The organism is Paenibacillus sp. BC26 (genome assembly GCF_900116125.1).
Lineage (GTDB): Bacteria > Bacillota > Bacilli > Paenibacillales > Paenibacillaceae > Paenibacillus_Z > Paenibacillus_Z lignilyticus.
Genome location: NZ_FPAD01000005.1, coordinates 463,937 through 489,176, shown reverse-complemented (window position 1 = coordinate 489,176; position 25,240 = coordinate 463,937). Strand labels below are relative to the sequence as shown.

Sequence of the window (25,240 nt, the reverse complement as noted above, 5' to 3'; positions counted from 1 at the left end):
ATAGAAAGAGCCAGATACAGATCTGGCTCTCACCGAGATAAAAATGTTAAGGAGTTGTGATAAACCATTTTAGGTCTTTACTTGCTATCAATAACCTCGTATTCTCAAATACATCATACACGTTAAGCTTATAATTATCGTAACGAGTAATTTTGTTTTGAATTTCGGAGTCATTGAAGATTAGACTCAACGGCGTAGACGTTGCTTCTTTTAACTGTTCTCCGCCTTCAGCTGCCGCATTGAGCGAGTACTGTTTAGAGAACGTCAACTGTTGGTTATCTTGGTTGACAAACTCAAATTCGATTTTATGGTCGCCCGCAATGACTTCGTAATCAGTTGATTTCGATAGACTATAGTCCATCGTCATTTTCAACCCCGCAACATCGAATTCGCCTTGGACATTCAGGAACGCATTGATGTAATGCAGCCCAAGCTTGTAACCTGAGAAGTTAATCTCTCCTAAGTTCGCTGACGTTACAGCCCCTGCCGTTCCGCTCAACGGATACGAGACCATATTGACGAGTATGGTTTTAGCTTCTTCGGATTCACCAGAACCAGCCGAGCCGCCAGTGTTGCCACTTGTGCTTTGTGGTACCGCTTGCCCTAAAACAAACTTGTATGAAGTCGTATCGAATTTTTTCGATACAGAAGCCCATACGCTAAGCAATGCTTTTCCGCTAGGCGAAAGCTTGTCTTTAACCGATGTGAATTGGACTGGAACAACAACACCGTTTTTATCGACAATATAACCGCCAAGCTGAGCGATTTGCGCCGTCCGCAGCTCATTATTGGTTACTTCCAATTCCGCATAGAAATTATTTTTCGTTGTACCGGCAAATATAGCTGTCCGAGCCACCGAAACTGTCGATCGTTTGCCAAGACTAGTAATTTTCAGAGGATCTTTTACCAGCTTAGCCGGAATCTCGCTCAGACCTTGAGATGAGAATTGATACAGCTGCTTGCCTGCTTTGTCTTGCATCGGCTCCGTGCTGACAAACGTAATTTTATCGATGGTCGTAGTATAAGGAATCTCGGTGTAAACGACAAAGTTAGCGGATGCTCCAGGAGCGATCGTAATGGCATCATCCAGTGCGACCGCTTTTTGTTCGGTACCCACCTTTACGCCATTCACCATAAAATAGCCACCCAAATTGGGCACTTGTTGACTTGCCGTGCTTTTGTTTGTCACCGTCAAGTTTGCGATTAGTACGTCATTATCGTTGTTTGGCGTGCGCTGAACCGTATTCAATTTAATCGAGAAATCCTCATAATTGAAAGAGCCGCCAAGCGTACCTTGCTGCGATGTAGATTGAAGCGCGTACGTTCCTACGATATAAGCCTTTTCTTTTTCTGTTGCTTGCGATTTTACAACGAGCAGTGCCGAATTTAGATTCACATTCGTAGGAATTTGGCCGCTAAGCGATATCGTTTTATCGATGCTAGGAAGCAGCGTTGCATTCTCTTCCCGTGCATAACTGAGCGGATAGCTTGTGCCGGACGAGGTTACGATAAAGTAATCAAAGTTTGGTGCGGCAACGGAAGAAGAACCGTTGTTAGTCATCGAAAAGTCCAGCGAAATATCTTTGCTGTTGGAGCCTTGAGAAATAAAAGCTTGACCGCTTAGCGTGTTAACCGGAGTTCCCGCTACATACACCATCCGTGGTTTGCCAACTGGAGCAGCCACTAACGGTTTTGTTACTGGAAGCGCAAAAACACCTACAGGAAGCTGCACTTTGCTGGCTTCATCATTTTGTGCCACAACTAGCGACAGTGCTTTGCCTGCTACTGCCAGTGGAATCGTGGCATGAAGAGTAACGATTTTACGTTCTTTCGGTTGGATTGACGTTTGATCCAATCCCGAAGCGGTAACGTTATAAACCGAGAGGCTTTCCGTTTGAATGAAGAAATTCATTTTCGAAAGGTCGCTAGATTGGAAACCAACATTCTCCAGCAGTACATTCATGACCAAATAGGCATTGTTGGCATCCTTTGTTATGTAAGCCTGCTTGATCGCACTTCTAACTTTACTATTATCATATAGCATTGTTGCCGCTTGGTAGGGTGTTACTTTATCCGTAGCATTGGCCGGATATTGAATATTTCCTAATACTTTCTCGTAATTTGCAGCAGAGAAATCCCATTTAACTACTTGGAAAGCAAGATCCGATAATTTCGTTTGATTATCGACCACCGTGTAATAGGTAAGATACTGCGTTGTCTTTGCAGCAACTTCTTTCTTGTCTTTATCCGATTCAATGAGCGTTGATTTAAAGGATTTTCCTGTTTTTGTTTTCACACGAAGCCAATAATCCATTAGATCAAGCGATGAATTCCCATTGTTCGTTATGCTTACTGAATATACAAGAACCTTTCCTTTTCCCTGCATAAGGAAATGTACATCCCTAATCGTTAGATAAGCCGATGCATTTAGTTTTACAACCTTGCTTGAGATTAAATTCGTGCCGCTGCTTGCTGCAGATGCAACATTAGTATTTAATAAGCTCGTAGTTGTACCTTGAATTAGTAGTGCACTTGCTAAGGTCATGATGCCGATCTTCATCCATTTCTGAGCCACTTTCATCCCTCCTGCATTCTATACTTAATTAGACGCAGCAATAGTACATTTTGTTTCGTATTGGCAAGCAACGATATGTTATTAAAAAATAAAAAACAGGCGAGGATAACCTCGCCTGTTCTTAGGGAATACTAATTATTAAGGGTTAACTACGATTACTGCAGTATCAGTTGTACCGTTGGAAGCAACATAAGTGATTGTAGTTGTACCAACTTTAACGCCTGTTACTACGCCAGTTGTAGCATTTACAGTTGCGATCGAAGTGTCGGACACTAGGATGCGACCTGGAGCAGTAATTGCAATACCGTATTGGTCTTTAACAGTTACACCTGGAGTTACAGTCTTAACGCCAGCAAGAGATACGGAGTACTCGTCTGCGCTCAGTTCAACTGTTTTTACAATTGGAGCATCTTCAGTTACAGTTACTTCACGCTCAGCAACTTTGCTGCCGTTCAGGTAAGCTGCTACTGTAGCTTTACCAGCTTTTTTACCAACTACAGTTTTGCTGTCAACAACTTTAAGGATGGACTCATCAGAGCTTGTTACGAAATCTGGAGCGTTCGAAACAAGTGCTACAGTTGCGCCACCTGCAGTTTTACCAACAAGAGCTACACCTTGTTTGTGGTTAACAGTTTTCGCTTCGTCGGAGTTACCGTAGAGTGTGCCGATTGTATCAACCGCGTAAGATTTGATGTCGCTGTTAGCAACAACTGTTACTGTGAACTTCTTAGCAGTGATACCTGCATTTGTAGAAGCTTCAACTGTGATTTCAGCTGTTCCCGGTTTTTTAGCAATCAACTTATCAGTAGCTGCATCGTATGCAACAACATCTGTGCTGCCGCTAGTTACTGTGAACTTATCCGCAGCAACGTTTGCAGTACGACCATAGTTGTCAACCAACAAGATGTTGTCTTGGTTAAGTGTAACTTGTGCTTGATCTTCAATTGTTGTAGCTACATCAACGCTGTGTACTGCTTTGTAAACAGCAACGTCAGCTACGCTGATGCCTACGCTCTTAGTTTGAAGAACGCCGTCAACATATACGTAAATTGTAGTAGTGCCAGTTTGCGTGAAAGTGAACTCGAGCTCGCCTTTTGCGTTTTTCACTGGTACAACTTCGCTACCGAAAGCATTGAACTTAACGTTTGACAAGTTGATGTCTTTAGCTGCGATTACAGCACCGTAAGTGTCAACAGCTGTGAAAGGAAGAACTGCTTTTTCGCCTTTAACGATCAGTTTACCGGAGTTGCCCAGTTCGAAAGTTTTCACTTTCGCTACGTCGTTAACTAGGATCGAAGTTTGTGCACTTACTGCAGCAGCGCCGTTAGTTACAGTTACATAAACAGTGCCGGCTTTCTTAGTGTTGAATTTGATTACGCCATCAGCATCAACAGTCAGCGTGTCAATGATTGTGTTGTCGCTCACGTAGAACACTAGACCAGCGTGATCTTTGCTTGCGCCACCAGCTGCGCCACCGTTTTTCAGGTCGATGTCGCCTACTGGCAATTTAACTTTTTGTCCAGCTGCATCAAGAAGTGTCAGTGGAAGTACATAACCGTTTTTAACAACGACGCGAGCGTCGCCCGTGATTGGTTGTACTTGATCCAATTTGATGGAAGTTGCAGCGCTACCGTTGATTACTTTCAGTTGTTTGTTTACGGAAAGACCAGCGGATGGAACGATTGCTGTTACGCTGATTACGTCATTGATTGCTGCTGCATCATTGCCGTCTTTCAGGTTAAGAGTTGTGCCGTTAGCAAGTTGTTTAGTTTTAGTTACGTTATAAGAAGTAACTTGCGCAGATACGCCAGTCATCTCTTCATTGAACTGGTTGTAAACTTTAACGCCCAGATCTTGGTTAGTTACTTGTTGAAGAGCAGTAACAGTGATATCTACTTTCTTAGCTGCTTCGTCTTCAACTTTAACATTGATAGCATCGCTACCTTTAACAGTAACTGTATAGTCACCAGCTGGCAGGTAAGCTACTGCAAGATCAACCGACTTGTTGTCAGCTGCGAAAGTTGCAGTTACAGGGTAAGTTGTAAGACCGTTTTTCAACTCGTAAGTCAAAGCTGTTTTCTCAGCAGCTACTGCTTCTCTGTTGAACTTAACTGTTACTTTTTTAGCGCCGGATTGTTTAGCTTCTACTGCTTTAAGATCTTTTTCAACTGGTTGAGCAAGATCGTAAGCTACGTCTACTAGTTGACCGCGAGTAGCGTTCACTTGGTAGGAAGGAAGCTCAGGAAGCAAGCCAGCTTCGATAGCTGCTGCTACGAAACCTTTAGCCCAAGCAGATACTTTACCAGTTACTTCTTTGTCAGAAGGCTCAACGCCTGCTACCAAGTCAGCAACTTTAGCGATTTGCTCGATAGTTACTTTACCGGATGGACCGAACTTGCCAGCGCCAAGACCGTTAAGTAGACCAGCTTCAGATGCAGCGCCGATAAATCCAGCTGCCCAGTGAGTTTTTGCTACGTCGGAGTAAACGTTAGCTGCAGAGTTTTCTGCAAGCTCGCTCAACTTCGTAAGTACTTTCGCGAACTCAGCGCGAGTCATTTCTTTGTCAAGACCAGCAGAACCGTCAGGGAAACCGCTGAATACGCCTGCTGCTTTAAGTGCGTCAAATTTCGCTTGTGTGGACAATTCAGTTGTAGTTGCGCCGTCAGCAGCAAATGCCACCGATGCTGTAGATAGAGTCATAGCTGCTGCTACGAGTAGGGATAAACTTTTTTTCATAACCTTTTTGTCTCCTCCTATATAATGCTTAGTTTCTTTAGAGTTTTGTTTAGAATATAGATTGCTCGTTTGTCTCATTGGCCGATTCACCCCCTTTCACGAGTTGAGCAGATTTCTTATAAATAATGTCTGCTGGAAGTGTTCCTTGTAGGAACCTGTCGCAGAATCTTGTAAACAAAAGTTGACAAGAAAAATCTGGTAGAGTCTGAACACCACTATAACATTATACAATGGCCTATTTCTAGCGTAAAGAGCAATTTGAGAATTAGTTCCAAGTACTCCGCTACGGCTGATCAGCTTTCCTGTTGCCTGGTTCATGTAATTAAACGCACAGGTTTCGAAAAAGTTGCGATGTGAGGAAAAGTTTTTTTGAAAATTTTTAAAAACTTCTTCTCTACCGCTATTTTATCGAATTTGTCGATATGCCACATGAACTAGAACAACTTGTCTACCACGTTGTTTATTATAAGCCGAATGTCCTATATTCGTCGATAGATAACATTTCCCATGTAAAGATAACTCTAGCAATCGTTTGAAGTACTTGTAACAAAATGAAAGCTGCCCGGAAATATCCCGGGCAGCACAACCATATCCAACTTAGTTTAGTTTAGGAAGTCGCTTGAGATCAGCTAGCATCTTGCCGATTATGATAGCCGCGTCGGAACGAAGAAGGCTCGACTTCGGTTCGAACGTGTAGCCTTTCTTCGGATCTGCCGGGTCTACCGGTGATCCTTTGATGTATCCCTTCTTGGCAATCGCCAGCACGGAAGCTTTAGCGTAGTAGTCAATTTCCGTGTAGTCCTTGAAGGTCTTCTGTAGTGCCTTATCAATTTTATCAGCATCCGTCTCAAGCTTCAAGTTTAATGCTCTTGCAAGGAACACGGCAGCATCTCCGCGTGATAGATTTGCCGTTGGTTCAAATGCGCGCGGCTGCGTACCGCGAATGATACCTTCGCGAGCTGCAGTCTCAATCGTACTATAATCCCAAAGTGCGTCTTGATTGATGATTGGCGGCACATCGTCAAAGTGAGGCTTACTCAGCTCATAGTTGAGCGGAATGTTAAGCGCTTTGACAATCATGCTGGTGAATTCACCGCGAGTTGTGTACATATCCGCGCCGAAATCATCGAAGTTAGCTGCATTCATGACGCCTTTCGAATAAATCGTTTCAATATAGTTACGTGCATACGGATGGTTGGTCACGTCGGAGAAGGAATACCCCATCTTGGCTACAACATAATAGCCGAACTGATCGAATGGAACCGTAATCGTATTCTTCTTCGTATCCACTACCCCGCCAAGATTCACCCAGAACTTGTTCTTCACATCGTAACGGTACACCGTAACGATCGTTCCCGCCGTATTCCGAATGCTTGGATCGAAGGAAAGTGTGAGCGATCCGCGTTTGGAAGCAACAAGCTCGCGGTCATCCGGACGTTCATCATAAGTTGGAATCTTTGTATCACCTGGTCCAATAGCGCCTGGATATTGATAAGGATCCACGCCCATCTTGAGCGGATCATAGTTCGGCGTAGTCGTATCGTCGGCTAAACCTGCATCAATCCAATAAACCGGACTGGATTTCACAAATCGAGTCGGGAACGACACTTTAAACCTTGTACCGAAGTTCTGCATGATCAGGTCAAAGTCCGCCGGTGGATTATCATATTCACGACGATCCACAACGCCATCCTCAGGGTTTGCAATGGCAAACAGCAGTTTATGGCCGGTAAATACTTGGCTCTTCAGATTAGCCGGTACGTTATAATCACGACGAATCAGTGAAGTACCTTTCGGGAATGTCAATGAAACCGCACCATCGAACACTTTATTGGAGCTCTTCATCTCATCCATGAATTGCGCACCCGGAATGTTCGTTGGCGTGTACGTAATCTCAAAATAGTTGTTTACGCTGTCTGAAGCACTTTCGATTGAGAAATTGATCTTGTTGACTCCAGGCTTTAATCCCGAAACCGTCGCTTTAAAAGCATTCGGGTATTCAATGCCGTTCCCCGGTGTGTTATCGGCATCATAAGCATATTTATCTGCAACCTGTTTATTAATCGTAACTTTGTCTGCACCTTTGGCATTGATAATCACTTCGACGAAGTTCTTATTCACGATTCCTTCTGCCGGCAGGTACGGACGAAGGATCTTGTATGGCAGCACGCTAGGATCTACTTCTAAGCGGTAAGTCGCCTTCGGTCCTGTAAGACCACTGTTATACACATTGAACAGGAATACGCTAGAGCTTCCATCGGCATTCAGCTCTTGCTTCCGCAGCAGGAACTGGAAGGATTGTGTCTTCAAGTCGTAACGGACAACAAGGTCTCCGTTAATATTCCCGTTCGTCGGGTAAATACCGACCGGCGTATCGCCATTCACAATCTGGAACGGATCACTAAGCTTCCATGTGATAGGAGCCGCAAGCGAAGTGCTCGTAATTCTAAGGATATAATCGCTGGCCGGAACGTGTCCGCTTGCTTCCGGTGCCATTAGCGTCGTCATTTTATTGCCGACGGTTACGGCGTTTTCCCCCAAGTCAATGAAGTCGAACGTACCAAAAACATTCATGAAAGCCTGAGTCGTCGTATAAATCGAACCGGTCTTCGTGAAATTCGGATCATTCAGAATCGGTTTCGGGTTCGGAATAGCATCTTCGTACGTGAATGGGAAGACGCCTGTCGTTTGAGCAGGAATGACGGGCAAGTTCGTCGGCACCTTATTCACTTTAACGATTTTCTCATAATAACTCTTCGAACTTTGGAAAACGAACTTGAGCTCATTTTCTCCATTAAACATGGCATCAAGTGCTTTCGTATAAATATCAGGCGTTGCAGGAACCAGTGCTGACGGGTCAAGTTCAAATTGCGTCACATCGGTACCGACCGGTTTCAACGGGAACGATACGTTATTAATGTAGAAGTACACCGTTCTCGGTCCCACACTGTTATCGTATCTAATTTCGGACGTATTATTAATATTTTGCAAGGAGCCACGGAATTTTCCTAATTTGGTCTTAATGATATCCGTAACGCGATCTGCCGAAGTGGAATCATCGCTAACCGTCATGCCATCGAAAATGGTATTGAAGTTTGCGTAAGGTCCGTATAGCAGCGTGAATTTCGAGGACTTCGAATCCCCCGTTGCGCCGCCAACCTGTACCGTAATTGTCTGAGTGCCTTCGAATGGCATTCTGTAAAATTCGAGGATCACGCGTTGGAAGACCTGCGGCGAACCATTCACTGTCCGCGTGACCAAGGACTCTTCGCGAATCGCATACTCATTGGAATTCAGGGTTTGCCCCGCTGCCGGAGCCGGCTTGAGTACCGGAACCGAATTATGCCCGTACAAATCCGAAACTCTCGTTACGGCTACATTATTCGTTCCACTCGGGTTGCCAATCAGCACTTCGATACCTACCGGCAATCCATAAATGTTTTTCCCTTCGAGCGGCGTTCCTTCAATGCTTTGGTAGTTAGTCGGCTTATAGCCGGCCAAATGGTTAATTTGACTGACAAACGGCTTACTCTTATCGCGCAAGGAGAAGAACAAGTTGTCTGTACTTTGTTCCGTCGGTGTGATGTTCAAGTGTGCATTCTCTTCATTTCGAGCAGTAAGCTTCACATTATATAACGTATCGAATGTGAAGGCTGAAGCCACTCCCAGATCAATCGTATATTGATACACAAAAAACTTATCTGTTGGTTGAGGATTTCCAACTATAACGATATTGGCCGGAATAATCGGCAGAGGCGAATACAGCGGATCTGTTGCCTTCTTGTACTCTGCCTTCATTGAAGTTAATGGCAAGGTTGGATCCGGATGAGGCCGATCGGTCATGACCGGCGGTGTTCCATACAACTCTGGGTAAACACTGTTTGGCACAATGACTTTACCCGTCAGTTGCAACGTATTCGTCTTCGTGATAACGAAGTTAGGGCTGTATTCCAGTGCAGCTGATTGCAGTGTCGGAGGTGTTGCAGCGTTGTCCATCTCATTGATGTTCACGTCATAGAAAGTGACGCTTCCATTATAGAAGGCAATGTCACGCGTAGTCTCGATAACCTGCGTGCCGTTCTTAATCCGAATGGTAACTTGGTTCTTTCCCTTCTGCAGGGTGATCGGTGCCGCCGCGAAGGAATCATTGTTGGCACTGTTGACCGAATAGGTCTTGCTGCTTCCGTTCACAATGATGGTCACTTGCTGTGCATTAGGTGCTTTACCCGTAATACTGATATCCGCACTGCTGCGTCCCCGCGAAGTTGTCGATTGCACAACCGTTGTTTGATTCTCCAGGACCGGGAAGTTATTTCCGTCCAGGCTCGCCGTCAGATCATAAAGCATCGGTCCGTTCCGATATTCAACGTAAATGGAGTTGGCTACTTCTCCTCCACCTTGAGTGCCTTTAAACGTAATTTTGTTGAGACCGGGAAACAGTTGGATATTGAATATCTGCAAACTGAACCCGTTCACCGAAACGTTACTGGTTAGGTTCTCGCGCTTGCTTCCTGTTTTATTCTCATCCGTAGGATCAATGATCTGGATGACATCATAAGAGATCGATGTTGGGTCCACATTATTAAGTGTCCCTTGAAGAGTAATACGCTCTTCCGTCGTGATTCTCGGGGAACCGATTTGATCGCTTTCACTTGGGAACGTAAAATTGCCTGTCGCGGCATGAGCAGTCTCCATGCGATTCGCAGGCACTAATTGAATCACTAAGGCCAACATAATAAACAACGTAACTAATTTTCTGATCACGGTGAGCCTCCTCCACTTCAATCCCATACACATAGTTTGATGTATCCTTTTTATCGGCGCTAAGCCTCCAAAAGTTTAGACGAGAACCAGAAATCTAGCATGCAAGTTCCCATACAAAACAAAAAACTTCGCTCCCTGTGGGGAACGAAGTTTTTCTTTAAACTATTGTAAATCCATTATTTCGAACGTGATTGCTGGGTACCCATCACCAGTCGCTGCAAGAAATTAATCAGCGGGCGGCGGGATTTATCGACGATACCGATAAGCTCCGCACCAATTTGAAGAATGAAGACGAGTACGAGAATGACGCCGAAGGTAATCCAATTTGCCGCATCCGATTGCACGATCGTGGATTGCAGTACTGCGCAGATTCCGAAGACCGATGCGATTCCGTAAATGATCAATACCGTGCGACGATGGCTGAAGCCGAGTTCACGAAGGCAATGGTGCAAATGACCTTTGTCCGGCGCGAAGATCGGTTTCTTGTTCACCCAGCGGCGTACGATCGCGAAGAACGTATCCGATAACGGCACACCAATGATGAGAAGCGGTGTAATGAAGGAAACCATCGTAACCTGCTTGAAGCCCATCATCGATAATGTTGCAAGCGCGAAGCCCAGGAACAACGAGCCGGTGTCACCCATGAAGATCTTAGCCGGGTGGAAATTGTAGACCAGGAATCCGATTACGCCGCCAAGCAGCAATGCGCATAGCAAGATAACCGGTGCGGAACCCATGAACGCAGCCATTACGAGAATGCTGCTGATCGCGATACCGGACACGCCTGCTGCCAGGCCATCCAGTCCGTCAATCAGGTTGATCGCATTCGTCACGCCTACAATCCAGATGATCGTAAGCGGGATACTGATCCAAGCCGCAATCGGCTGCATGGCTTCGCCGAACGGAATGTTGACCAGGTCAATCTTAACGCCGAAGCCGAGTACGACAACGCATGCCGCAATCAATTGGCCCAGCAGTTTTACTTTCGCAGACAGTTCGAAACGGTCGTCCAGTGCGCCTATGATGACAATGATCGTACCGCCAACGAGCAGCGCATTAATCAAGTTCGTGTCGTAGCTGCGCAGCAAACCTTCCGGAATGAAAGGCTTCACTGCAAAATAAGCAATGACAAATGCAGCATATATACCCAGACCGCCAAGCCGCGGCATGATTCGTGTGTGTACTTTACGATGATTTGGCTTGTCAATTGCCCCGATTTTGTTAGCAAATTTAATGACAAACGGGGTAAGTGCAAGTGCAAGACATAATGAAATGATAAATCCGATTGTGTAGAGTACGACCTGACTCATTTCCATCTCCCTTTCATAGCTATCGCCGGATTGAATTATACGCTGTTTGAAAAAGAAACTCCACTCTCATTTTCAAGCAATTTTCACGGAATTCCCCTTTAAATCGCTTGCTTGGTCGAGTTATTGCGACATTTTCTTTCTCGCACAGCGCATTCGCTACATTTTTCGGCCATATATCTACATATTAGTAGCTTTCCTGTTTGCTGGGGAGAGGGAGCATCCATATATTGATTAACGTAAAAATGTTGCAATTTGTTTCGCAGGCACACGCGCTTCTTCCTTTAATTGTACAATTGCGTCGTGATGAGCAGTGCGCCATCCTTGCGGATCGTCGAGCAGCTTGCCGATTGCCGATACGAAAGCATCCGAATCAAGCGCTTCGGTCGTGCCGATTGGCGTCAGATTGATCCGGTTCAGGAACTGATCGATCTTCGGATCATACGACAGGCCGAGCATCGGAACGGCCTGATTCGCTGCGTAGATAAGCGCATGCAGGCGCATGCCGAGCAGCGCGTCACACCGGCTGACCTCCAGCAGCATAAGCTGCGGGTCGTCGCCGGGCTCGGCAATCTCGGCCACGCTCGCGCCGAGATCGCCGAGCTGTTCCATCACCCATCGCGACGCTTCCGCGTCTGATGGGGTGTGGAACGGCAGGAACCGCAGCCGCACCGCCCGGCTGCGGGCCAGCGCGCCAAGCGCGGCGGCGACGCGCGCCAGGTCGGCGCCGTCCTTGCGCCAGTGGCGCAAGGACACGCCGACCACCGGCAGCGGCGAAATCCCCGCCGCTGCCTCCGCCGCGTCTGCGCCAACACCGCCTGCGCCGGCGACAATCGCCGCCGGCAGCGGCAGGGCCATGACCGGATCGGGTACAACGTCGATCCGCTCACGCGGTACCCCCATCCGCCCAAGCAAAGCGGCGGATTCGGTGTCCCGCACAGAGACATACGCGCTGCGGCGCATGACGCCGCGAATCAACCGGTCCATCCACCGGCGATTCACGGGGCCAATCCCTTGCGCGTATACGAATGTGGGTTTCCCAAGCAGCTGAGCCAGCTTGAGGATGCCCGTATAATAAGGAATCGTCTTGGCGCCTGTCGCATCCTGCAGCAGGCTGCCGCCGCCGCTGATCAGACCGTCGCTGCCGCGAATGGCGCGAACGATCTCCCCGAGGCGCATCCGATGGACGGCTTCCACGCCGTACATCGAAGTCGTCCCCGCGGGATCGCCGGACAACACGATCGGCACGATGCGAAGCCCCTGCCTCGCACCCTCTTCGTCCAGCGCGAACAAAATCGATTTCAACACCGCTTCGTCCCCGCTGTTGCGGAAACCATAATAGCCGGAGATGACTACACGCCGGACTTGAAGCCCTGTTTCAGTTGTGCGATTCGTGGTGCCCATCGTTTCCAAACTCCTTCCCCAATCTGCCACACGCCGATAATCACAAGTCCAATCAGCGCGCCCAGTACGAGACCAAGCAAATCACGGATAATGGAAATCGGCAACGGTGTATGAATATGCGCGAATGTGTCCACCATAGACAACTGGCCGATGGCGCCTACAATAAATAATACCCACGCTGCGCGATAGCGAAGCGCGACGAAAATCCCGAAGAAGAAGAGCGGATGCGAGAGCAGAAACTCTTTCGTCCGCGGCCGAACGCCGAAGGTCGTCTCCAGCACATTACGGAACGTCAGCTCCAGGGATGAAGCTTGTCCGGCATTACCCGTACGAGACAGATAATAGAGGGCCATAACGCCAAGCACGCCTGCTACCCCTACCCAGAGAACGGTAATTTGCATCTTCAACAGCTTGCGCAAATTGCCGAATACGGATTCACCCGTGTACAGAAGCAAGTACAGCGCAACGAGCGCGATCGGAGCCAAGTGCAGCAGGCTGACGCCGCGGAACTGCTCCAGTACAAGCTTGTACGTAATATTGTTCAAGAGACCCGCGATAAACGGAATGCCGCTCATCGAGATAATCGAAGTCGTCGCGAAGATCGTAATCGCCATCAAGAAGCGGCGTCCTGCGCTAATGCCCGGGAAGAACCAGCGGACTTGCTGTTCGCTTCCGCCCGCAACGCGAGTCGCGGTAGCATCCGCTGCGCCGCCGATCGGTCTGCGGTTGCCGACCGTATGCGCCCGCACGCGGCGGATCGCCCAGATCAAAGCCAGCGTTGGCGCACTGATTGCCGCGCCAAGCGCAAGTCCTTGCTCGAGAATCGACTTCGAAAGCACGTACAAGCCTGCGCTGCCGATGACGCCAAGCACAAACACCGGAATCGCCACGCCCGGTACGAAGGCGCTGATTAACAGGGTAATGAAAGCAATGGCGCCAAGCACCACGACGGCTTTAAGCGGTTTATGCCATGACGGCGATTCGTACTCGAACGGCTGCGGGCTGTCTACCGCAAAACCAAGCTTGTCCATTTTGGCCAATACGCCGTTCTTGTCTTGCATCGCATGATACAAATTCTCAAGCGGATCGGTAATCATCGATTTCACGGGACTGCTCGAAGGCGCTCCGTTCAGATAGAACATGCGAATGCTGCGGTCTTTCGCAGCAAGCTGGAACCGATCCGCGATCTCTTCCGGCTTCATCGAAGCGGCGTCATTATCGGAGAGCGAATACAGTCTTACTACATTATAATGAGTCAAATAGCCGAGCGTGTTCATGCCCTTCTGAGGCTTAGAGTTCTCGATGGTCGCAATTCCGATGTCATGCTTGTTCAACAGCTCCGCGAACTGGTTCAAGCTCTTCAGCTCGGCATTATCCGCGAAGCCTTTGACGGCATCGCCTTCAAACAGGATGCGCGACACGCCCAATTGTTCGAAACCGCCAAGCATCGCATCTACCGAAGCGGCATCGAACGGCACACGGTCGGACAAACGCGGTACAATCGTAAAGCCTGCCTCATGAATCTCGCCGAGTGCGATCGGATCCGGTACCATCGGCTTCAGGATCGCATTCTCAAGCGGCGTTTCCAGAATCAAGCCGCCACGGCCTTCATAGCTCCAGGAGGAAGTCGTAATGCCCCATTGCTTATAAGTCGATTCCAATACCGGACGAAGGACTTCCTCATCCTTAGCACTGGAGAACAGCACATACGTATAATTCTCATCGGCTGTAGACGTTTTGCCTTGCAGCTCGCTTGCGCTGGAAGAATTATATAGCGACAAGCGCCCGGCCCAGCCCAGCTCTTGCAGAGATGACTCGAACACGGCCATCGCCGTAATGCCTTCCGCATGCATCTTAACCAGCTCGTCCTTCACGAACTGCTTCGGATGGGCTTGATAGGCTGCGATTTGGACCAAGTCGCGGTAATCGAACACCATCTGAACCTTATCGGAGGTCTTCTCCATCTTCCAGCGCGTAGCGCCGATAGGCAGTGCTGCAATCAACCCTAATATCGTCAATACACAAAGGACAAACGTTGCTTTGCGATTCCATTGTTGCCAACCAGTATGCACATCTTCCACTCCTTAACATTCTCCGTAGGAATTATCGCTACGATTATCTGTCTGTGTTTCCGCAGCAATATTCACGTACGGAAGCTCCGATCCCATTACCCGTCTAGTTGTCCACGCGCCCCATCACAGCTTGCGTCAGGCGCTGAATCGCTGCCTTCGCTTCGTCTTGCGAGCTGCCGCGTACTGCAAAATACACTTTAATCTTCGGCTCCGTGCCCGAAGGACGCAGGCAGAACCATGAACCGTCGGCAAGCAAAAACTTCAGCACGTTCTCAGGCGGCAAGCCGTCCAGTCCCGGCAAATAATCGAGCATTTGATTCACGGCTACGCCGCCGATTTCGGCAGGCGGATTGTTGCGCCAATCTTCCATGATCGCTCCGATTTGGGCAACGCCGTCAACGCCTTTAAGCGTGCGGGATTCCAGGTGCTCCAAATAGTTGCCGAACTTCGCATACAATTCAACAAGGACATCATACAGCGTTTTGCCTTTGCTCTTATAATAAGCAGCTGCTTCGCAAATTAGCATGGAAGCGATAACCGCATCTTTATCGCGCGCATAAGTGCCCGCCAAGTAGCCGTAGCTTTCCTCATAACCGAATAGGAAGGTACGCTCTCCGCTTTTCTCATATTGCGTCATTTTCTCGCCGATATACTTGAAGCCGGTCAAAGTGTTGACGACTTCCGCGCCATAGGAAAGCGCAATATCAGCACCCATTTCGCTCGTCACGATCGTCTTCACCACGACGCCGTTAGCCGGCAGATCGCCGCGTTCCTTACGCGTGCTGAGCAAATAATTGACCATAATCGCACCGGACTGGTTACCCGTAAGCACGACGTATTCGCCTTCATTATTACGTACAACCGCCCCCATCCGATCGCAATCCGGATCGGTTCCGATAATAATGTCCGCGCCTACCTCTTGTCCGAGCTTAATCGCGAGATTAAACGCCTCACGCTCTTCCGGATTCGGCGATTTCACCGTGCTGAAGTAGCCGTCAGGCTGCTCTTGCTCAGGCACGATATGAACATTCGTAAGGCCGGCTTGCTTAAGCACCTCGCGCACGGGCATGTTACCTGCACCATGAAGCGGTGTATACACAACCGTCAGCGCCGCGCCGTGTCCGTCCGCAAGCAGCTTGCCGTTCAAGCTCTCGGCTGCGACAGTAGTAATATAATCGCGGTCTTCCGCGTCTCCCAGCCAGTGGAGCAAGCCTTTCGCTTCCGCTTCTTCGCGGCTCATGCGGCGGACTTGATCAAAGCCCGTTACTTGCTGGATCGCGCCAATCACCTCGGCGGCATCTTGCGGAACAAGCTGGCAGCCATCGGAGCCATAAGCCTTGTAGCCGTTATATTCAGGTGGGTTGTGGCTCGCTGTAATGACAATACCGCTTGTTGCGCCAAGCGCACGAACGGCGTAGGAGAGCTGAGGGGTTGGACGAAGTGCTTGAAACACATGGGCCGTCACACCGTTCGCAGCCAAGACAAGCGCGGCATCAAGCGCAAACTCGGGAGAGTTGTTGCGGGAATCGTATGCGATGACGACAGAAGGGGTGCTGCTCTTGGTAAGGACCCAGTTCGCCAGTCCTTGCGTAGCTTTGCCGACAGTGTAGCTGTTCAATCGGTTTGTCCCTGCGCCCATAACGCCGCGCAGTCCGCCTGTTCCGAACTCAAGCTCACGGTAGAAACGATCTTCGATTTCTTTCTCGTTGCCTCTTAGCGCGGCAAGCTCCTGTTTCGTAGCAGCATCAATCATCGGATCGCTCAGCCAAGCCTCGTATCGTTCTACAGTAGAATGGTTCATCTCCAGCATCCTCTCTCCATCCAGTATTTTATATATGTAGCAAGCTCAAGGCCCTGTCTTTATTAACCCTATCCTGCCGAGTTTATTCAGGATCCTTCAGTGCAAACATAATTTCGCCTTCCGCCACGACTTTATCGCCAACTTTAGCGACAGCTTGTCCTTTGCCGATCATGCCCTTCATTCTTGTGATCTCTACTTCTAATGTAAGGGTATCGCCGGGAACCACTTGTCCGCGGAAACGGCAGTTATCGATGCCTGCGAAGAAACCGATTTTGCCGCGGTTTGCTTCTACTTTAAGAATCGCAACACAGCCGACCTGCGCCAGCGCCTCCACAATAAGGACGCCCGGCATAACCGGGTATTGCGGAAAATGTCCCGTGAAGAACGGTTCATTCATCGTCACGTTCTTAATGCCGACGGCGCGCTTGCCTTCCTCCAGCTCAATAATGCGGTCAACGAGCAGAAACGGCGGGCGGTGCGGGATAATTTCTTGGATTTGTCTAATATCTAACATGATGTAAGCTCCCTTCAAGGTCGGTGTAATAAATTACAAGGTATTGTGCCAAAATAAGGCCATCCATCACGAAACTGCAGTCGTGAGGTTAAGATAAGGGGGATTGAACGCTGTGACCGTTCATCGCGGCCATGGCGAGCTCAATCTCCTTTTTACCGTTACATGGGCGGAGCTTTCTTATCTGTCTCTTCTCCCGTGCTCTGCACCGCACTGCCCTGCTCCTCTTCGTCCTTGTTCAAGCCAACGAATAGAAAAATGTAAATAAACGACGTTATAAATGAAAACGCGATGACACCCCATAAATAAGTTCTGGCAAATGGAAGTTCAAAGAAGATAAACAGGATGGCCAAGTAATACAGGATGGTGGTCAGTTTCCCCATCCAATTGGCAGGAACCGTCTTCTTCCCCCGAAAATGAAAAAATGCCGACCCGACGATCATCCCCGCATCCCGGATAAAAATGGCCGCTCCCGCGCTCCACGGAATATGTTCGGTAATGAGCAGCGACAAAATGACGGTAATCATCATCATCTTATCCGCCAGCGGATCAAGCATCGCCCCCACCGAAGTCACTTGCCCGTATTTCCGCGCCAGATAGCCGTCCAAAATATCGGTAAGCCCCGCGATGACGACAATCAGAAAAGCCCATTTCATATGATTCGAAGAGTCCGATGCAAATACGGCCACGTAAACGGGGATTAAAGCAAAACGAAGCATCGTGAGCAAATTAGGAAGATTCAAACGTTTACGCCCCCTTACCTTTATGGCGGAAAAGATGCTTCAAAGATTCTAACCCATTATACCTCTACGCTGGAAAAAATAAAACTGTCCGAACTATGCAGAGATCGGCTCCAATCCTTCATTCTTGCCGATTCTTTGAACGAATTCGGCCATGACCTGCGAACTAAATTTGGTAATACCTATCTGACACCTTCAATTTCCCTCCTCCAAAGCCGTTAACTATAATGGATAGGAAATTTATAGTCTTTGGAGGTTTTAGACAATCATGCGCACGAACAAACACGCAGCACCCCTGTGGCAACGCGCCTGGCTTACAATGATGCTTGCCATTGTCCTGAGCTTCTCTTCCTTTGCAGGACTCGCTTACGCCGATGAAGTCGTAACGGGACTTGCCTTCGAGAACGCTCCGTCACCCGCCGTGCTTTATATCGATGACGACTCGATTTCACTTGAAGTGAATGCCACTATACAAGGTGCAACTTCTGTAAAAAGCGTTACGACGGATGCGACTTGGAGCTCCTCCAATACCGCAATTCTGAAAGTGTCCGCCGGCGTTGTTACGGGTTTGGCGAAGGGCACTGCAACGGTCAGCGCAACATACAAAGGCTATAAAGTCACCCTGCCGATAACCGTTAATTATCGCTACGACAGCGTAACAATTGCGGAAGGCGGGACTAATGTCGGCGCCACGGAAGATGTCCATCTGGGCGATGCAGTCTCCTATACCCTGACGGCGATTAAGAGCGGTAGCGCGAATGAGGATGTGACCGACTCCGCAACGTGGACAAGTTCAAACCCCAATGTGGCTACAGTAGACGATGGCGACATCAAGCTGCTTAATGCCGGCGAAACCACCATCACAGCCAAATATAAAGGAAGAAGCGATACGGTTAAGCTAATCGTAACCTCTCCTTATGATAAACTCACGATTTCACCGGATGACCTGCTTGAATTCTATGTTGGCGACGGCAACAAATCCCTAACAGCCGTAGTCACCACGGAAGATGAAGATTCCGCAACCGTTACGGATACGGCACAATGGACTTCCGGCAATACGGCCGTTGCCACTGTATCCAAAGGTATCGTTACGCCTGTAGGAAGCGGATCTACAACGATTACGGCTACACATCTGGGCGTGTCGAACAGCATCAATGTCGTAGTGCGTCCAGCATATGAAGCTATGCGTTTGAACCCGAAGGAAGATCAGCATTTGAGCATGCAGGATAGTCCGGTAACGTTCAATGTAACCGTTATGAAGGGTACGGGAACACCTGAGGTCGTAACAAGCAAAGCGACATGGACGTCCTCCAACTTCTTCGTAGCAACGGTTAAAGACGGCGTTGTTACCCCTAAGGGCATTGGTACAACCGTTATTAAAGCGACTTACTTGGGTCTTTCCCAGCAAGTATCGGTCACGGTTTATCCGACGGTGAGCAGTCTCAAAGCAGCTTCCGAGACCGTTGACGCGTTCCTAAACGATAGCGTTACACTGCCTAAAGTTTCAGCCGAGTCGATTGCCGAAGAAACGATCGACGTCACCAACCTTGTTGCTTGGACGAGCAGCGATAAAGACATTATGGACAAAGTGGATGGCAAGTGGACAGCGAAGAAGGTCGGTACAGCCGTACTTACAGGTACGATTCAATCCAAGACGGTCACCGTTACTGTGGTCGTGCACGAGAAGCCGCTTATGCTGACACCCGATCAATCCAACGCTTCCGTTGTCCTAGGCAAAGAAGTGAAGCTGCCGGTGATTACGCTCATGTATGAAAACGGCGAAGAAGAAGATGTGACGAGCCTGGTTACGTGGAAGAGCTCCTCAGCCAACTTGCTCGTGAAGGCGCCGAATATGAGAGGTCTGCAAGCCTCGAGCGTTACCCTTACGGCTTCGTATCTTGGCAAATCAACTACGATTCGCGTCACGATTGAAGAGGAAATTACGAAGCTGTTCGTGGATGCAAGCAGCCTTTCGCTGAATATCTCCCGCACCAAGAGCCTTAAAGTAACAGGTATTTATAAGAGCGGCAAATCGGTTTCCTTGAGCTCCAAGATGAACTGGACCATGAATCCCGAAACACTTGCTTCTATTAAAGGAAGCACGGTGAAAGCATTGACGGAGGGTACAGGTAAGCTGACAGGCACTTACCAAGGCAAATCGATCGAGGTAGCCATTACGGTCGTCGCTAAAGTGAAGAAGCTGACCTCGTCGGCCAAGTCCCTTACGCTTGCGGCCGAAGGCAAAGAAACGGTTAAAGTTACGGCTGAGTATGATGTTGGCCGGATCACGGATGTAACGAAGAGTGCCGTATGGACGGTTGGCAACAATAAAGTGGCCACTGTGGAAGCCGGCGTCATTACAGCTGTCGCCAAAGGAAGCACGATGGTCCGAGCGACCTTTGACGGCAAATCCATCAGCATCCGTGTCATCGTAAAATAAAACGTAAAACAAAAGCACCTCCTTCGAATCCCATCGTCAACTACTACGGTAGTCCGATGATATTCGGGGAGGTGCTTATTTATGCGGCTTGCAATACAAACGGAAACCAAAAAGCCCGCTCCAAAGAGCAGGCTTCCCATTAATCAGCAAACACCAGATCATACATGTGCTTCCAAGTGGCAATATCGAACACGTCGTCTCCCGGCCGCTTGCCGATGATCGTATAGCCCATGTACATGCCGCCGAGTATGGCTGCGATGCACAGAATGGGAACGATGCTCTTGCGAAGCGTCCATAGTAAAGCCCGAAGAGCCGGATGGCGTTTCTTGCGCGCTGATGTTTTGCCTTTAGCGGTTTCCGGGTCACGCTCAGACTGCATCGTCCCGTTCTGACGCTGCCTCTCGCCCGCAGGCGCAGGGTTCATCAGACCGGAACGTTCCATTTGAGTAACGCCTTCTAAACCCGCCGCTGTTTCTTTCTTTGCATCCATACGCATTCACTCATTTCCTAGGCGCGCAAATTGTTTGCAAGGCCCAGCATCGTATCGCTGGAGGATAAAGCCCTTGAGCTGAGCTGATAAGCTCTTTGCACGCTAATCAATTCCGTCATCTCGTCGGACAAGACGACATTAGATTGCTCCAGAAAACCTTGTTTGATCGCGATCTTAGTTTCGGCGCTCGCGTTCACGTCATGCATGACATCTTCTACCTGAAATCCATCCGCAATGGCGAATAAGTTGTCCGCAACTTGCGACAAGAGGGAAGGCTTGTCCACCTGAACCAGCTTCAGCTGTCCCATCTGAACAATCTCGCCGGATGGCAGCGTACCAATGATGCTTCCGTTCGGATCGATTCTGACTTCCTTCATCTCTGCGGGGATTTCAATCGGATTGCCGTCAACGGACGAGATCGGATATCCTTCTTTGGTTGTCAGGATATTGACGCCGTCCCGCGTAAACGTGGTCTGGAACGAGCCACCGCGAGTATAACCAAGATCGCCTTCGGCATTAACCGTAACCTCGAACAAAGCATTGCCTTCGATTGCCACGTCAAGGGGCTGGTCCGTTTGTTGAATGGGTCCTTGCGAGAAGTCCGGTTGAATCATCGTCAGGCGCGAACCCCAGCCTTGGTTGAAACCAAGCGGAGTCAAACGTCCCGGCTGATCAAACACCTCGGGCTGCTTCTTCAGCGTAGTCAGCAAATCTTCGAATGTGCCGGTCTTGCGCTTATAGCCGACAGTATTCACATTGGCAATATTGTCGGCGAGCAAGTCCAGCTTCTGCTGCAGCCCATTCATGGACACCATCGCATTAATCATCGAACCGTTCAATTCAGTAGCCTCCTCTGCCGTGCCTCGTTAAGCCTTGCTTGCGAGCGGTTATACGCGGCCAATCTCGTTGACCGCTTTATCTAAGCTTTTATCATAAAATTGAATAACCTTCTGATTCGCTTCATAAGCACGTGCCGCCGACATCAAGTCCACCATCGACTGCGCGGAGTCCACGTTAGAACGCTCTACGTAACCTTGTTTCAGCTCGATCCGATCGCCTGCGGCCATCGTCCGAACCCCTACATTCTCGTCGCCAAGCTTGAACTTGCCGTCGCCTTCGCGAACAAGATTGTTCGGGTTATCCACAACGGAGATGAGCAGTTGACCGGCACTTACGCCGGTTTCCACATCGACCAGTTGATTGTCGCTCGTTAGCGTCAGGTTGTTAAACGTCATCCCGGCGGGCAGCTGAAATGGCTGCTCATTAGCGCCAAGTACGCGGGAGCCATCCGGCAATGTCAGGAAACCTTCGTCATCAAGCTTAAACTGACCGTCACGCGTGTAACGCGTTTCGCCATTCGTATTCTGAACGGTGAAGAAGGCTTGCGGTTGGAACACGTAGTTGCCGTCCGCCGACATCGCCTTGCCTGAACCGTCAAACGTCATGCCGGGCACTTCAATGTCCGATACAATGGCAAAATCGCTGAACTGGTTCGTCTGCATCAGATCGCCCTGCAGGTTGATCTGCAAGCTTTCTTCCGCGAACACCCCGGTGTTCAGCTTGCCTACTACGCGGCCTCCGCCGTCTTGAACGCCGGAAAGGCGCAGCAGCATATCCGGAAAGGAGTGCGTCACCGCACTTTTCTCTTTATAACCCGGAGTATTTAAGTTTGAAATATTATTCGTTACCGTATCATGCCGGTGCTGCTGCGAAATCATGCCTGATGCAGCTGTATACAGACCTCTTAGCATGAAGCTACCTCCTGAGCGCTCAACGTACTGGATCGGAAGCGCAGAATGCTGCATTTGAAGCCTCGGCTTCAAACGCAAACCAATCTGCGGTTATCTATGATTTATATCGGTTATCCAATCCTTACGATGAATAGAACGATTGCATGACTTTTGAACTAATCTGTACAAAAGCTTGTCCCTTGGCACGCCCCCCTAAAGGCGTCCTACCCGAACATCCCGCATGCAGCCATTCATCCGTTTATCGCTTAGCGTCTTCCGTGATCTCTGCGCGGTGCACGGTCTAAATGATCAAGCAGCAGGCCTGTTCCTTTAACAACGCAGTGCATGGGATCTTCGGCAATCAGAACCGGTACTTTAAGCTCTTCCGCAAGCAGCGCATCAAGGCCGCCCAGCAGCGCGCCGCCACCAGTTAAGATAACGCCGCGGTCAATAATATCGGCCGACAATTCCGGCGGAGTCCGTTCAAGTACAGACTTAGCTGCAGAAACAATAGACGATACCGGCTCCCAGAGCGCTTCGCGCACTTCTTCCGAGTAAATCGTCACGGTCAGCGGCAAGCCTGTAACCATATCGCGCCCGCGAATGTCGATCTCTTGTCTGAACCCATTGTCGTAGACGGAACCGATCTTGATCTTAATATCTTCGCTTGTCCGTTCGCCGATCAAGAGCTTGTACTTGTTCTTGATGTACTTCATGATCGCTTCGTCGAACTTGTCCCCTGCGACTTTAATCGAAGAAGCGGTCACAACGTCGCCCATGGAAAGCACGGCTACGTCCGTTGTGCCGCCGCCAATATCAACAACCATGTTACCGCTCGGCTGGTAGATATCCATGCCTGCGCCAATCGCAGCTGCCTTAGGCTCCTCTTCGAGAAAAACATCCTTAGCGCCGCTGCGCTCTGCAGCCTCGCGGATCGCCTTCTGCTCTACCGACGTAATGTTCGTCGGAGCGCATATTAAGATACGGGGGCGGCTGTACCAAGAACGGCCGCCCACGCGATCGATAAATGCCTTCAACATGATTTCCGTTATTTCAAAATCAGCGATAACACCGTCTCTAAGCGGTCTGATGGCGATTATGTTACCGGGGGTCCGTCCTACCATCCGATGCGCTTCTTCACCTACCGCAAGCACGCGCTTCGTCTCGCTCTCAATCGCGACGACAGAAGGCTCATCAAGTACAACGCCCCTCCCTCTTACATGAATGGACACGTTAGCTGTTCCTAAATCAATCCCAATATCCTTGCTAAACATAAGGTCTTAATTCCTCCACGGCGAATGACGAATGCTCCATACAAAACAATCGTCTTTAGTAGTCGGGTGCAATGATCATCTTGTATAGTATTCGCTGAAATGTACGAAATTCCTCTATTTTTGTAGAAAAAATCGCTTACGATTTCGCTGCGGCAAGAACCTCGCGCTTGCGTCCTGAGCTCTTCTTGTACTTGATTTTGGTTGCTTCTCCTCCCCTCAGGTGCCGGATCGATTTGTGGTATTCCAGAATGTGCTTGACCTGGTCTGCCAAATCGGGATTTATTTCCGGTAAACGCTCGGTCAAATCCTTGTGCACTGTGCTTTTGGAGACGCCAAATTCTTTAGCGATCGTCCGCACCGTGTGCTTCGTCTCGACGATGCAACGGCCGATTTTTATGGTCCGTTCTTTGATGTAATCGTGCACGCTCCCGCCTCCCTACTCGAGATAGTTTGGTACATTATATGAGGGGTACGGGTATATATTCTTTGTGTCCAAGCGTGACAAGCCAAAGAACAGCAATTATTTTCAGAAACGCCTGCTTTTCCGCTTTGAAGGGCTATAAAGGACGTAAAAGAACATAAAAAAAGAAGGCAGGGTATCCTGCCTTCATAAAGCACTCCGCTGGCTTCTAGTTCTCAGTTGCGCTTGCGGAATCAGATGTGATAAGCGTATTTGGGTTAACCGCTTTGCCGTCCTTGCGCACTTCAAAGTGCATGTGGACGCCAAGATCTTTCTCAAGTTCGCTTCTGCCTGCTTTCGCAATGACCGTGCCTTGTTTCACTTCATCGCCCACTTTGACTTGCACGTCGCTCAAGCTGTGGTAGACGGTAACGATTCCGTCAGCATGCTTGATCTCGACGATGTTGCCGTTAAGCGGGTGTTTCTCGGATACGATGACGCGGCCGCTCAGTGCTGCCGTTACATCAAATGCCGTGTCGTTCTTCGCGAAGTCAATCCCCATGTTCGTTACGAACGTGTTGCCCGATTGAATCAAAGCGGCTTGACGCTCTTCACCGGAAGCTTTCGCATCATAGAACGGCGCTACAACATCCAGCTGGCTGCGGTCAACAGGCCATTGCATCAGTTCCGACTCCGATGAATTAACGGCTTCATCATCTGCCGGCAATTGGTCCGCTGTCATTCCATCCGTCGTACCTTGCGAGACTTCTACGTCGGTGCTGGCTGGCTTGTTACTAGTTTCCCCAGCTCCCCCATAGAGCCACATTAAGGTTACGATAATTGCTGCCGCGGCTAGGAATGCTGACGGTGCTGCCCACTTCTTCGCAAGCAGCTTTCTCCATGCAGATGGTTTGACGGCAGTGCCTCCCACTACATTTTTGGGAGCTTCTTCATTGAACTTTGATTTGTTATCACTCATTGTTCGATCACCTCACT

16 protein-coding genes are annotated in these 25,240 nt (G+C 49.2%); 1 reads left to right on the top strand and 15 read right to left on the bottom strand.

Translation table 11 applies throughout. The features are described from left to right. Positions 1 to 46: 46 nt before the first annotated feature. From BM412_RS28125 to BM412_RS28085, 9 genes are all read right to left on the bottom strand, one after another. A complete protein-coding gene (locus tag BM412_RS28125; protein ID WP_091225001.1) occupies positions 47 to 2,575 on the bottom strand; it encodes a hypothetical protein in 2,529 nt (842 codons plus the stop codon). A 138-nt stretch (positions 2,576 to 2,713) separates the two neighbouring features. Next, positions 2,714 to 5,389 carry an S-layer homology domain-containing protein gene (locus tag BM412_RS28120; protein WP_091225000.1) on the bottom strand — a complete coding sequence of 892 codons (2,676 nt, stop codon included), beginning with the start codon at positions 5,387 to 5,389 and terminating at the stop codon, positions 2,714 to 2,716. A 519-nt stretch (positions 5,390 to 5,908) separates the two neighbouring features. Then, the gene (locus BM412_RS28115) at positions 5,909 to 10,075 is read right to left on the bottom strand and encodes an S-layer homology domain-containing protein (RefSeq protein WP_177246131.1); all 4,167 of its coding nucleotides are present in this window, start codon (positions 10,073 to 10,075) and stop codon (positions 5,909 to 5,911) included. Between the two features lie 176 nt (positions 10,076 to 10,251). Further along, positions 10,252 to 11,385: a glycosyltransferase family 4 protein gene (locus BM412_RS28110; protein WP_091224998.1), complete on the bottom strand. Its 1,134-nt coding sequence runs from the start codon at positions 11,383 to 11,385 to the stop codon at positions 10,252 to 10,254. 231 nt (positions 11,386 to 11,616) lie between these two features. Then, positions 11,617 to 12,786 carry a polysaccharide pyruvyl transferase CsaB gene (csaB, locus tag BM412_RS28105; RefSeq protein WP_091224997.1) on the bottom strand — a complete coding sequence of 390 codons (1,170 nt, stop codon included), beginning with the start codon at positions 12,784 to 12,786 and terminating at the stop codon, positions 11,617 to 11,619. Then, on the bottom strand, positions 12,735 to 14,858 hold the full coding sequence (locus BM412_RS28100) for a DUF5693 family protein (protein ID WP_091225088.1): 2,124 nt from the start codon (positions 14,856 to 14,858) through the stop codon (positions 12,735 to 12,737). Before BM412_RS28100 ends, csaB begins: the two co-directional genes overlap by 52 nt. Positions 14,859 to 14,961: 103 nt before the next feature. Continuing rightward, positions 14,962 to 16,668: a phospho-sugar mutase gene (locus BM412_RS28095; protein ID WP_091224996.1), complete on the bottom strand. Its 1,707-nt coding sequence runs from the start codon at positions 16,666 to 16,668 to the stop codon at positions 14,962 to 14,964. A 73-nt stretch (positions 16,669 to 16,741) separates the two neighbouring features. Further along, a complete protein-coding gene (gene fabZ / locus BM412_RS28090; protein ID WP_090982305.1) occupies positions 16,742 to 17,173 on the bottom strand; it encodes a 3-hydroxyacyl-ACP dehydratase FabZ in 432 nt (143 codons plus the stop codon). Between the two features lie 158 nt (positions 17,174 to 17,331). Continuing rightward, on the bottom strand, positions 17,332 to 17,913 hold the full coding sequence (locus tag BM412_RS28085; protein WP_091224995.1) for a CDP-alcohol phosphatidyltransferase family protein: 582 nt from the start codon (positions 17,911 to 17,913) through the stop codon (positions 17,332 to 17,334). Between the two features lie 265 nt (positions 17,914 to 18,178). On the opposite strand from BM412_RS28085, the gene BM412_RS28080 reads away from it, so the two are divergent. After that, the gene (locus BM412_RS28080) at positions 18,179 to 20,350 is read left to right on the top strand and encodes a hypothetical protein (protein WP_091224994.1); all 2,172 of its coding nucleotides are present in this window, start codon (positions 18,179 to 18,181) and stop codon (positions 20,348 to 20,350) included. Between the two features lie 139 nt (positions 20,351 to 20,489). On the opposite strand, the gene BM412_RS28075 is transcribed toward BM412_RS28080, so the two are convergent. The 6 genes from BM412_RS28075 to BM412_RS28050 all read right to left on the bottom strand — a co-directional run bounded on the left by BM412_RS28075 (position 20,490) and on the right by BM412_RS28050 (position 25,223). After that, positions 20,490 to 20,840, bottom strand: coding sequence for a DNA-directed RNA polymerase subunit beta (locus BM412_RS28075; RefSeq protein WP_177246130.1), 351 nt, complete (start codon positions 20,838 to 20,840; stop codon positions 20,490 to 20,492). A 17-nt stretch (positions 20,841 to 20,857) separates the two neighbouring features. Beyond that, a complete protein-coding gene (locus BM412_RS28070) occupies positions 20,858 to 21,679 on the bottom strand; it encodes a flagellar hook-basal body protein (protein WP_091224992.1) in 822 nt (273 codons plus the stop codon). Positions 21,680 to 21,727: 48 nt separating this feature from the next. Continuing rightward, entirely contained in the window at positions 21,728 to 22,591 is an 864-nt protein-coding gene (locus BM412_RS28065) for a flagellar hook-basal body protein (protein WP_091224991.1), read from the bottom strand. 245 nt (positions 22,592 to 22,836) lie between these two features. Continuing rightward, entirely contained in the window at positions 22,837 to 23,844 is a 1,008-nt protein-coding gene (gene mreB / locus BM412_RS28060) for a rod shape-determining protein MreB (protein ID WP_091224990.1), read from the bottom strand. Between the two features lie 136 nt (positions 23,845 to 23,980). Continuing rightward, complete coding sequence (gene spoIIID, locus BM412_RS28055) at positions 23,981 to 24,268, bottom strand: sporulation transcriptional regulator SpoIIID (protein ID WP_090575384.1); 288 nt, start codon at positions 24,266 to 24,268, stop codon at positions 23,981 to 23,983. A 205-nt stretch (positions 24,269 to 24,473) separates the two neighbouring features. Then, the gene (locus BM412_RS28050) at positions 24,474 to 25,223 is read right to left on the bottom strand and encodes a M23 family metallopeptidase (RefSeq protein ID WP_091224989.1); all 750 of its coding nucleotides are present in this window, start codon (positions 25,221 to 25,223) and stop codon (positions 24,474 to 24,476) included. Positions 25,224 to 25,240: the final 17 nt, after the last annotated feature.